Source organism: Streptomyces sp. NBC_00083 (assembly GCF_026343295.1).
Classification (GTDB): Bacteria; Actinomycetota; Actinomycetes; order Streptomycetales; family Streptomycetaceae; genus Streptomyces.
In genome coordinates this window covers 222,022-233,051 of the sequence record NZ_JAPELY010000004.1, presented here as the reverse complement: position 1 = coordinate 233,051, position 11,030 = coordinate 222,022, and the positions used below count along the sequence as shown (strand labels likewise).

10 protein-coding genes and 1 tRNA gene are annotated in these 11,030 nt (G+C 70.3%); 5 read left to right on the top strand and 6 right to left on the bottom strand.

Annotated features, from left to right (window positions below):
- Positions 1–88 precede the first annotated feature (88 nt).
- Both OOJ98_RS31175 and OOJ98_RS31170 read left to right on the top strand, forming a co-directional pair.
- Positions 89–163: transfer RNA gene (locus OOJ98_RS31175), tRNA-Asp, on the top strand.
- A gap of 218 nt (positions 164–381) precedes the next feature.
- Positions 382–555 (top strand): DUF6274 family protein, encoded by a 174-nt coding sequence (locus tag OOJ98_RS31170; protein WP_267058465.1) that lies wholly within the window; start codon positions 382–384, stop codon positions 553–555.
- A 390-nt stretch (positions 556–945) separates the two neighbouring features.
- Here the strand turns inward: OOJ98_RS31170 and bldC are convergent, their stop codons facing one another.
- Both bldC and OOJ98_RS31160 read right to left on the bottom strand, forming a co-directional pair.
- Entirely contained in the window at positions 946–1,152 is a 207-nt protein-coding gene (gene bldC, locus OOJ98_RS31165) for a developmental transcriptional regulator BldC (RefSeq protein ID WP_003949541.1), read from the bottom strand.
- Positions 1,153–1,638: 486 nt separating this feature from the next.
- Positions 1,639–2,481, bottom strand: a complete 843-nt coding sequence (locus OOJ98_RS31160) for a hypothetical protein (RefSeq protein WP_267058464.1) — start codon at positions 2,479–2,481, stop codon at positions 1,639–1,641.
- A gap of 166 nt (positions 2,482–2,647) precedes the next feature.
- On the opposite strand from OOJ98_RS31160, the gene OOJ98_RS31155 reads away from it, so the two are divergent.
- Together OOJ98_RS31155 and OOJ98_RS31150 are read left to right on the top strand one after the other, a co-directional pair.
- Positions 2,648–3,736, top strand: a complete 1,089-nt coding sequence (locus OOJ98_RS31155) for a Glu/Leu/Phe/Val dehydrogenase dimerization domain-containing protein (protein ID WP_267058463.1) — start codon at positions 2,648–2,650, stop codon at positions 3,734–3,736.
- Positions 3,737–4,016: 280 nt separating this feature from the next.
- Positions 4,017–4,280 carry a DUF3073 domain-containing protein gene (locus OOJ98_RS31150; RefSeq protein WP_267058462.1) on the top strand — a complete coding sequence of 88 codons (264 nt, stop codon included), beginning with the start codon at positions 4,017–4,019 and terminating at the stop codon, positions 4,278–4,280.
- Positions 4,281–4,386: 106 nt separating this feature from the next.
- Here OOJ98_RS31150 and purM read toward each other — a convergent pair whose 3' ends face one another.
- From purM to OOJ98_RS31130, 4 genes are all read right to left on the bottom strand, one after another.
- The gene (purM, locus tag OOJ98_RS31145) at positions 4,387–5,484 is read right to left on the bottom strand and encodes a phosphoribosylformylglycinamidine cyclo-ligase (protein WP_267058461.1); all 1,098 of its coding nucleotides are present in this window, start codon (positions 5,482–5,484) and stop codon (positions 4,387–4,389) included.
- A gap of 35 nt (positions 5,485–5,519) precedes the next feature.
- Positions 5,520–7,046 carry an amidophosphoribosyltransferase gene (gene purF, locus OOJ98_RS31140; protein ID WP_267058460.1) on the bottom strand — a complete coding sequence of 509 codons (1,527 nt, stop codon included), beginning with the start codon at positions 7,044–7,046 and terminating at the stop codon, positions 5,520–5,522.
- 864 nt (positions 7,047–7,910) lie between these two features.
- Positions 7,911–8,708, bottom strand: coding sequence for a maleylpyruvate isomerase family mycothiol-dependent enzyme (locus OOJ98_RS31135; protein ID WP_267058459.1), 798 nt, complete (start codon positions 8,706–8,708; stop codon positions 7,911–7,913).
- A 10-nt stretch (positions 8,709–8,718) separates the two neighbouring features.
- Complete coding sequence (locus OOJ98_RS31130) at positions 8,719–9,357, bottom strand: TetR/AcrR family transcriptional regulator (RefSeq protein ID WP_267058458.1); 639 nt, start codon at positions 9,355–9,357, stop codon at positions 8,719–8,721.
- 151 nt (positions 9,358–9,508) lie between these two features.
- On the opposite strand from OOJ98_RS31130, the gene OOJ98_RS31125 reads away from it, so the two are divergent.
- On the top strand, positions 9,509–10,987 hold the full coding sequence (locus tag OOJ98_RS31125) for an MFS transporter (protein WP_267058731.1): 1,479 nt from the start codon (positions 9,509–9,511) through the stop codon (positions 10,985–10,987).
- The last annotated feature ends 43 nt before the right edge of the window (positions 10,988–11,030 follow it).

Genomic DNA, 11,030 nt, shown 5'->3' with positions numbered 1-11,030 from the left:
CGGGTATCGCTGTGAGTGAGTTCGACCTGACCGTCTGACCTGCTGTACAGTCTGTCTCGCAGCCAGGCACCAACGCGCTGCGAAACAAGGTCCTGTGGAGCAGTTTGGAGTGCTCGCCACCCTGTCAAGGTGGAGGCCGCGGGTTCAAATCCCGTCAGGACCGCAGCAGATCGAAGCCCCGCTTCCCACCAAGGGAGCGGGGCTTCGTCGTTCCCGGCCCCTGGAGCCCGCCCCCCCGTTGCGGAGCCGCGAGAAGACGCAGCCGGAGCGGGGCTCGTGGTCCGTGGGGCCGAGGCGGCCCTTCCTGGCGTCTTGACGGCGTTCGCCGGCGCCGGTACCCCTGCAAGGAAGGGGAGCGGGGGCTGCCCCAGGAGGTGGCGGATGGCGGCATCGTCGAGGCACGAGACGCGCGCGCTGCTGCGTGCCCATCTGTCGGCCGCTCTCGGCTATCGCCACCTCACCCGGCACTGCGCGGTCTGCCACCGCCTCCTGCGGCTCGCCATGGAGGTTTCCGAGCCCGTTCGGCCCGAGGACGAAAGTCCTCCCAACCGGTGACCATTGGCGGACGCGTGGCCGTCCCCGCGGTGAAAGGCTCTGAGTGGAGGGGACTTGGGGGTGTGACGGGAGTCACGAAATGAGTTTCAGGAACGGATGAACTTACACCTCTCATACAACGCCCCGATTTAATATGTGCAATTGCACCCCCTCGAAGGGCCCGCCCCGCGCGCCGGCGGAGGGCGTCCCTCCGCGGGCGCCACGAGGCGCCCGGGGGAGGTGCCGGATGTGCCGGACAAGGCCGGACATAAAAAAATCGCGCTGGACCCGGCGGAGTCCAGCGCGATCGACGACACTCCACCCGTTGGGGCGGGCGGGGCGCCGTATGGAGCCATAGGCGGGCGTGGCCGGGGTGGGGGCCCCGGAATGCCCGGATTACTGGGGTGTTGTTCAGGCCTCGCTGCGCTGCTGCGGAATACCCGCCAGCAGTGCGCGGACCTCTGCCTCGCGGTACCGGCGATGCCCACCCAGCGTGCGGATGGACGTGAGCTTGCCGGCCTTGGCCCAGCGGGTCACCGTCTTCGGGTCCACGCGGAACATCGTGGCAACCTCAGCCGGGGTCAGCAGCGGCTCGGCATCAGGGGTGCGAGCGGTCATGAGCGGCCTCCTCGGGAGAACCGAACCATCTCGGTTCTTTCCTCTAAATTCTGCACCTTGACCCGCGTTGCCCGAAATGGCGGACGCGAGCCGAGTCGGTTATAGGACGAACGGCTTGTCCTCGGCACTACAACTACACCATCCGTCCAGCCACGTCGGCCAAACCGATGGAATTGCCCTCCCAGGTGTTCATCAGCGACGGAAGCCGATGGACCATGCCATAGCGGACAGTCACGCCACAGTGACGATCAGTCACAGAGCGATCAGGAGTCGTCAGACCCCCCATAGCGAGCAATACCGAGCAATCCGCCCGTAGTTGGGCGGAAGGGATCCTCCCCGGACCCCTTGTCCTATTTTGGCACGACGGTGGGGTCTGGACGCAAGGGCGAGATAAGTGCGTTCCGTCACGCTTGGGGGAAAGGCCCGGATCAGGACCTACGTCCTGAAGCCGTGCCGCGCGGCCGCGGGAGGACCCGTCGGAGGGCCTCAGTTGGCCATCCGGCGCTCCTTGACGGCCCGCCAGCGCTCCGTGAAGCGTCCGTACGCCTCCCGCACGCCGTCGTCGTCGCCGGCCCGCAGCGCGGCGATCCCCTCGGCGACGTCCGCCGCCGAGCGGTCCGCCTCAAGACTCTCGTGCGGAAGGGCGTGCACGAGGCCGCCGTAGTCCAGCTCGACCAGCGAGCGCGGATGGAAATCCTCCAGCCACCGCCCGACATCCACCAGGCCCTCGGTCAGCGGCCCCTCGTCGATGTGCTCCCGCACCGTCCGCAGCGTCCGCGCGAGCCGGCGCCGGGCCTCGACCATCGGGGTGCGGTACCGCAGCACGGGCGCCGTCGCGCCCCCACCGGGTGCATACTCGCGCTCTTCGCCCGAAAAGACCGTGAACCAGGTCACAGGGATGTGCCAGACGCTGGTCAGGATCCACGGCCGGGCGTCCGGGTTCCGCTCCCGCCACCGCTCGTAGTCCGCCTCCGCCTGGCGGCGCACCACCGCGGGCAGCAGCGCGTCGAGGACCGGCTCGGGGAACTGTCCCGCGAGGCCGTCGAGCGCCTGCCAGCCCCGCAGCCGCGTCCGCCACGGGCAGACGCACACCTCGCCGCCGACCTCCGCCACGAACGCCTCGGCGCTCTCGTGCACCGGCACCGGGACGGGCGGGGTGGGCACCAAGTCGGCCAGCGCGCGCCGGAGTTCGTCCTGCACGTCCGGGGTGCGCCCGCGCTCCACATAGCGCTGCCAGTGGCCGCGCTCGGGTTCGGGAAAGGCGGCCAGGGGCTCGTACACCCGCAGGTAGGACGCGTACGGAACGATCACCGAAGACACCACCGCCATGCCCCGCATCGTCCCACGGGCGGGCGCCCCCGTCGTCCTCTCGGGGGTGATCCTCGGCACTGGGCCTGATCTACGGGCGCGTAGGACTTAACCTGCTCCCGAACCAGGCCCCGCCCCACCCGCAGGCGGGCCGTCAACCACCGCTTCGTACTTGGGAGTCACCACCGTGACCGATGTGACCGGAGCCGATGACGTACTGCACACCCTCTTCCGCTCCGACCAGGGCGGACATGAGCAGGTCGTGCTCTGCCAGGACCGAGCCACCGGGCTCAGGGCCGTCATCGCCATCCACTCCACCGCCCTGGGCCCGGCCCTCGGCGGGACGCGCTTCTACCCGTACGCCACCGAGGCGGAGGCCGTCGCCGACGCCCTCAACCTGTCGCGCGGCATGTCGTACAAGAACGCCATGGCCGGGCTCGACCACGGCGGCGGCAAGGCCGTGATCATCGGTGACCCCGAGACGATCAAGACGGAAGAGCTGCTGCTGGCCTACGGCCGCTGCGTGGCCTCCCTCGGCGGGCGTTACGTGACCGCCTGCGACGTCGGCACCTATGTCGCCGACATGGACGTCGTGGCGCGCACCTGCCAGTGGACGACCGGCCGCTCCCCCGAGAACGGCGGCGCGGGCGACTCGTCCGTACTGACCGCGTTCGGTGTCTTCCAGGGCATGCGCGCCTCGGCCCAGCACCTGTGGGGCGACCCCACCCTGCGCGGTCGCACGGTGGGCGTCGCGGGCGTCGGCAAGGTCGGCCGGCACCTGGTCGGGCACCTGCTCGCCGACGGCGCCCGGGTCGTGATCACGGATGTGCGCGAGGAGTCGGTACGCGCCCTCACCGAGCTGCACCCCGAGGTGACGGTCGCCGCGGACACCGAGGCGCTGATCCGCACCGAGGGGCTCGACATCTACGCCCCGTGCGCGCTCGGCGGCGCCCTGAACGACACGAGCGTGCCGGTGCTCACCGCGAAGGTGGTGTGCGGCGCGGCCAACAACCAGCTCGCGCACCCGGGTGTGGAGAAGGATCTGGCCGACCGCTCGATCCTGTACGCACCCGACTACGTGGTGAACGCGGGCGGCGTGATCCAGGTCGCCGACGAGCTCCACGGCTTCGACTTCGACCGGTGCAGGACCAAGGCGGCGAAGATCTTCGACACCACGTTGGCCATATTCGCTCGTGCGAAGGAAGATGGCATTCCGCCGGCCGCGGCGGCCGACCGGATCGCCGAGCAGCGCATGGCGGAGGCACGTCAACACTGAGCCTTCGAGGGGCCCGTCGGCCGCGCTGAGAGACATGACTCACGCCGGTCGGCGGGTCGGACCCCGAGAAGAGGTTAAAATCGCGGTTGACCAGCGAGGACAGGGCGCTTTGTTGGTTCTGCCAAGTGGCGCGTCATGCGGGCGGCGTACCGTATGGCCGCGGAAGCAGGTACCGTTGAAGCCCTACGGACGCGGTCTCTCCATGGAGAGACCGTTCCGGATCATGAACGCGTGTCAAGACTCTGGGGCCGTCGAGCCCCGTCACCGAGGGGGTCGAGCCATGGGGCGCGGCCGGGCAAAGGCCAAGCAGACGAAGGTCGCCCGCCAGCTGAAGTACAGCAGCGGCGGGACTGACCTGTCGCGTCTGGCCAACGAGCTGGGCGCATCTACTCCGAACCCGACAGTGAGCCAACCGCCGAACGCGGAGCCACTGGAGGACGAGGAGGAGGACGACCCGTACGCCCGCTATGCGGAGCTGTACGGGAATGACGACGAGGACGAGGACGAAGAGTCCGGCCCGTCGTCGCAGCGCCGCGGCGCTTGACTTCGCTGATCCCGCTTTCGCAGCACCTTTTGTTTTCGCTGCTCTGAGCACACCGACCCGGTCGGGGCTTTCGCCCCCGACCGGGTTTCGTGCTGCCTGCGGCGGCCTACTTGGCGTAGTCGCCGGTCAGCTCGGCGCCGTCGCGGTGCTCCCCGCGCTCCACGATCTCTCCGGCGACCCAGGCGTCGACGCCCCGGTCCGAGAGGGTCTGCAGGGCCGCGTCCACCGATGCCCCGGGGACGACCGCCATCATGCCGACGCCCATGTTGAGCGTCTTCTCCAGTTCGAGCCGCTCCACGTTGCCCGCCGTGCCGACGAGGTCGAAGACCGCGCCCGGCGTCCACGTCGAGCGGTCGACCGTGGCGTGCAGGTGGTCGGGGATGACCCGGGCCAGGTTGTTGGCAAGACCGCCGCCGGTGATGTGGCTGAAACCGTGCACCTCGGTGGTGCGGGTCAGCGCCAGGCAGTCCAGCGAGTAGATCTTGGTGGGCTCCAGGAGCTCCTCGCCGAGCGTGCGGCCGAACTCCTCGACGTGCTGCTCCAGGCTCATACCGGCCCGGTCGAAGACCACATGCCGGACGAGTGAGTACCCGTTCGAGTGAAGACCGGAGGACGCCATCGCGATGACGGCGTCGCCCTCGCGAATGCGGTCGGCGCCGAGGAGCCGGTCGTACTCGACCACACCGGTGCCGGCGCCGGCGACGTCGAAGTCGTCGGGGCCGAGCAGGCCCGGGTGCTCGGCGGTCTCGCCGCCGACCAGCGCGCAGCCCGCGAGGACACAGCCCTCGGCGATGCCCTTCACGATGGCCGCGACGCGCTCGGGGTGGACCTTGCCGACGCAGATGTAGTCGGTCATGAACAGCGGCTCGGCGCCGCACACGACCAGGTCGTCGACGACCATGCCGACGAGGTCGTGGCCGATGGTGTCGTACACGCCCATCTTGCGGGCGAGATCGACCTTCGTGCCCACGCCGTCGGTGGCGGAGGCGAGCAGGGGGCGCTCGTAGCGCTTGAGGGCCGAGGCGTCGAAGAGTCCGGCGAATCCGCCGAGGCCGCCGAGGACCTCGGGGCGCTTCGTCTTCTTCACCCACTCCTTCATCAGCTCGACGGCGCGGTCGCCCGCCTCGATGTCGACGCCCGCGGCCGCGTAGCTGGCACCAGTGGCCGGGTGCGAAGCACTCTCATTGGATTCAGCGGATGCCATGGCTCAGAGAACTTTCGTGTCGTACTGCAAGGGTTTTACGGGCGGCGCAGGGCGTCGGCGGCCGCGGTCGCGGCGGGGCCGGAAGCCAGCTCGGACTCCAGGAGCTGCTTGCCGAGCAGCTCGGGGTCGGGGAGCTCCATCGGGTACACGCCGTCGAAGCAGGCGCGGCAGAGGTTGTCCTTGGGGATCGTCGTCGCTTCGATCATCGCGTCGGTCGAGATGTACGAGAGCGAGTCGGCGCCCATGGACGTGGCGATCTCGTCGATGGTCATGCCGTTGGCGATCAGCTCCGCGCGGGTCGCGAAGTCGATGCCGAAGAAGCAGGGCCACTTCACGGGCGGCGACGAGATCCGGATGTGGACCTCGGCGGCGCCCGCCTCGCGGAGCATCTTCACGAGGGCGCGCTGGGTGTTGCCGCGGACGATCGAGTCGTCCACGACCACCAGGCGCTTGCCCCGGATGACTTCCTTCAGCGGGTTCAGCTTGAGCCGGATACCGAGCTGGCGGATGGTCTGCGAGGGCTGGATGAACGTACGGCCCACATAGGCGTTCTTGACCAGGCCGGAGCCGTACGGGATGCCGCTGGCTTCGGCGTATCCGATCGCGGCGGGGGTGCCGGACTCCGGAGTCGCTATCACCAGGTCGGCGTCGACCGGGGCTTCCTTGGCGAGTTTCCGTCCCATCTCCACGCGGGAGAGGTAGACGTTGCGGCCCGCGATGTCGGTGTCCGGGCGCGCCAGGTACACGTACTCGAAGACACAGCCCTTGGGCTTCGCTTCTGCGAATCGAGAGGTGCGCAGGCCGTTCTCGTCGATGGCGACGAGCTCGCCCGGCTCGATCTCGCGGACGAAGGCGGCGCCGCAGATGTCGAGAGCGGCGCTCTCCGACGCGACGACCCAGCCGCGCTCCAGGCGGCCGAGGACCAGCGGGCGGATGCCCTGCGGGTCACGGGCGCAGTAGAGCGTCTGCTCGTCCATGAAGACGAGCGAGAAGGCGCCCTGGACCTGGGGAAGGACCTTGGCGGCCGACTCCTCGATCGTGAGCGGCTTGCCGTCGTCGTCCGTCTGGCCCGCGAGCAGCGCGGTGACCAGGTCGGTGTCGTTGGTGGCCGCGACCTGGGTGGCCCGGCCGTTCTCCTTCGGCAGCTCGGCGACCATCTCCGCGAGCTGCGCGGTGTTCACCAGGTTGCCGTTGTGGCCGAGCGCGATCGAGCCGTGGGCGGTCGCCCTGAAGGTCGGCTGCGCGTTCTCCCACACGGAGGCACCCGTGGTCGAGTAGCGGGCGTGACCGACCGCGATATGACCTTGGAGTGAACCGAGAGAGGTCTCGTCGAAGACCTGGGAGACAAGTCCCATGTCCTTGAAGACGAGGATCTGGGAGCCGTTGCTGACCGCGATGCCCGCGGATTCCTGGCCCCGATGTTGGAGGGCGTAGAGCCCGAAGTAAGTGAGCTTCGCGACCTCTTCACCCGGAGCCCAGACACCGAAGACGCCGCAAGCGTCCTGGGGGCCCTTCTCACCGGGGAGCAGGTCGTGGTTGAGTCGTCCGTCACCACGTGGCACGCCACCGAGTGTAGGCGAGATCGACCACTGGTCCGAATTGGGGATACCGACAGGTGGGCGCGATAGCCCTTTTTGTAGGTTTCGCGCCTCGCCCGCCGCCGGCCCCCCTCCCCCGCCCGCGCCCGGCGTCCACGCAGGTCGGCGCGGGTGTGCGCCGGGCGTTCCCGCGGTTTGCGACTGCGTCGGGGGAGTGGGTGCGGGGCGGGGGAGTGTGACGGAGTTCGCTTCGCGGGGGCCGCTGACTCGACGCCGAGCCCCACGGGGCGGAGCCCCGGCTTCCAGGTACGGCCCGCACCCCCGTCCCGCGCAGTTCCCCGCGCCCCTGGCGGGATTGGCCTTGGCGGCATGCCCAGCATCGGCATCCCCAGCCCGTCCGACTCCTCGACCCCGGCCCCTGCGGGCCACCTCAGCCTGTCCGGCGTTTGAGGACGAGCGCCCTTCAGGCGCGATCGGGGTCTGGGGCGGAGCCCCAGCAACCCCGCTTTCGTCTGCGGACCGTGCTCGCTTCTCGCGCAGTTCCCCGCGCCCCTAGGGGGGTCGGCCTTGGCGGCATGCCCAGCAGAGGCCACCTCAGCCCGTCCGACTGCTCGACTCCGGCCCATGCGGGCCACCTCAGCCTGTCCGGCGATTGAGGACGAGCGCCTTTCGGGCGCGAACGGGGTCTGGGGCGGAGCCCCAGCAACCCCGCTTTCGTCTGCGGACCGTGCTCGCTTCTCGCGCAGTTCCCCGCGCCCCCAGGTGGGCTGAACTTCGCGGCATGCCCAGCATCGGCAACCTCAGCCCGTCCGGCGATTGAGGACGAGCGCCCTCAAGGCGCGAACCGGGGTCTGGGGCGGAGCCCCAGGGGAGCGCGCCTGGCCGGGGCTAGGTCAGGAGGGGGAGGGCGTGGGACACGTCCGCTCGGTCGCCGCTCGCCGCAACCCTCGCCGCATCGAGCGCCCCACCCCACCCCACCCGCCCCGTCGCGAGACGCACCCACGTCAGCGGATCCGTCTCGACCACGTTCGGCGGCGTCCCCCGCGTGTGCTTCGGACCGGCCACGCACTGCACCACCGCGTACGGCGGGATCCGCACCTCCACCGAGCCGCCCGGCGCCTTCAGGGCGAGCGCGTCGGCGAGCAGCCGGGTGCTCGCGGCGAGCGCCTGCCGGTCGTGGGGGACGGCGAGTTCGGGCAGCGCGTCGTTCAAGTCGTCGGTGTGGACGGTGAGTTCGACCAGCCGGGTCACCAGCACGTCACCGAAGGCCATCGCGCCGAACCGGGTCGGCACCAGCCGCTCGTCCGCGGTGGTGCGCAACAGCTCGGCGGCACGGGCCGAACGCTCCGCGTACAGCGCGTCCAGGTCGCCCACCCGGGCCGCCAACTCCCTTGTGTCGTCAGCGATTTGCCCCGCCGCCCCCGCCGTCGCCGAAGGCCAGTCCAGCAGCGCCAGCTCCTGCTTGAGCGGCTCGGGCTCGGCCAGGCGCCGCTCCAGCACGCCGAGCGCCATCGTGAGGTGGACGGCGAGCTCGCGCACCGTCCAGTCGCCGAGCCGGGTCGGCCGGCCCAGCTGCTCGGGCGTGAGCGTGCGCACGGCGTCGGCCACGTGGCCGAACTGGGCGAGGACGGCGGCCCGGGTCTTCGCCGGGTCGTATCTGCGGGTGCGCTTCTTGGCCGGGGGCATGAAAGCGAGCCTACGCCGGGCCGGGGTAGCCCCCGAGACCGTTCTCCACCTGCGCGAACGCCCGCTCGGCGCGCTCCGCCGCATCGGTGGCGACCCACCGCGCGGACTCCCCGCCGAGGATGCGGCGGTGGTGCTCGTTGATCAGCGCGTTACGGGCGCCGGTCAGCTGCGCGGCCGCGACCGCCGCGAGCATCGGGTCGCCGCCCTCCCCCGCGAGCAGCTCGGCCAGCTCCCGCTCCGCCTCGCCGAAGGCGAGCGCGGCGCGCTGGAGCAACACCGGTGTCTTCTGGATGAGTTGGCGTGCTTGGAGCGAGCGCGGGTCGTCGTTGAGGCCGACGGAGGGGTCGCGTACCTCGACCATCGCCAGGAACTGCCGCCGGACCGCGGCCACCGCCGACTCCCCCGGGGCCCGCTCGCGCACGGCCCGTACGACATCGCCGACGTGGTTCATCATCGGCGCGATGACCAGGTCTTCCTTCGTTCCGAAGTAATTGAAGACCGTCATCTTCGAGACGTCCGCGGCAGCCGCGATCTCCGCGACCGAGACATGGTCGAAGCCGCGCTCGGTGAACAGGTCCAGCGCCGTGCGCCAGATCCGCATCCCCGTCTCCCGCTTCTTGCGTTCGCGCAGGCCCTCACCAGCAGTCATACGCATCACTGTACCAGGATGAAATTTAAGCCGAGATGAAACATTGACTCGGTACATTTTCTGGTCCATGGTGGTGCCCATGACGACGACCGTGAACGCCAGGACCCCCGAAGCCGCCCCCTCCGTCACCCCCACCTCCTCCGCCCCCCTCATGACCAAGACCCAGAGCCTCGTCGCCCTCATCGTCTGCATCGCCACGATCCTGCTGGCCGTGCTCGACATGAACATCGTCTCGGCGGCCACCGTGCCCATCGCCCGCGATCTGGATCCCGCCCATGGCGTCGACAAGATCCCCTGGCTGATCAGCGCGTTCGCGCTCGCCTCGGCCGCGGCGCTGCCCCTGTACGGAAAGCTCTGCGACAGCCTCGGCGCGAAGAAGGTCTTCGTCGGCGCGGTCGCCTCGTTCCTGCTCGGCTCGGCGCTGTGCGGCGCCGCCCAGTCCATGACCGAACTCATCGCGGCCCGCGCCCTCCAGGGCCTCGGCGGCGGTGGACTCATGAGCGTCACCCTGGTCGTCCTCGCCCAGCTCAGCACCCCGGGCGGCAAGGGCGGCGGCAAGGCGAGCGGGGTCGGCGGCATCGTCGCCGGCACCGCCATGGCCGTCGGCCCCTGGATCGGCGGCACGCTCGCCGACCACGCCAACTGGCGCTGGATCTTCTACATCAACCTGCCGCTCGGCATCGCCGCCCTCATCGGCGCCCTGCTCGTCCTGAAGCTCCCCGTCTCCCCCGCCCGCCACCGCATCGACTACCTCGGCGCCGCGCTCGCCGCCGCGTTCACCAGCAGCCTGCTCCTCGCGACCAGCTGGGGCGGCAAGCAGTACGCCTGGGCCTCCCCCGAGATCATCGGCCTGCTCGTCGCCTGCGTCCTGTCGCTCGCCCTGTTCCTGCGCCGCCAGACCACCGCGGCCGAGCCGGTCCTGCCGCTGTCGATGTTCAAGGTGCCCCAGCTGCGGTACGGCTTCGCGATCCAGGGGCTGCTCGGCGCCGCGATGATGGGCGCGCTCGTCTACGTGATGATCTATCTCCAGGAAGTGCGCGGCATCGAACCCGCGGCGGCCGGGCTCTACCTCATCCCCATGGCGATCGGCATGACCGCCGTCGGCCTCGGCGCGAGCAGGCTCGCGGCGCGCGGCTGGCGGACGAAGAGCTTCACCGTGACCGGCACCGTGACCGCCGCGCTCGGCCTCGCCCTGCTCGCCACGCTCTCCACCACCACCTCGCTCTGGCTGATCCGCGCCGCGCTCCTGGTCATGGGCTGCGGGTTCGGCCTGCTCATGGGCCAGCTCATCCCGTACGTCCAGAACGCCGCGCCCGCCCACCAGTTGGGCATCGCCACCACCAGCATCCGGTTCTTCCAGACCCTGGGGAACGCGCTGGGCGCCGCCGTCTTCGGCACCCTGCTCAGCCGGGTGTACGAGGCGAAGGTGCCGGGCGGTTCGACCAGCGCCCTCATCCATCTGACCGGCGCCGCCCGCGACAGCGCGGTGCACGGCTTCGTCACCGCGATGGACGTGGTCTTCATGGTCGCGGCCGGCGTCATGGCCGTCGCCGCCGTGCTCGCGGTCCGGCTGCCCGCCGACACCGAGCCGGAGCCCACCCCGGCCGGAAGTGAACCGGTCTCCGCCTGAACGCACGTCGGCCCCGTACCCGGTCAACCGGGGTACGGGGCCG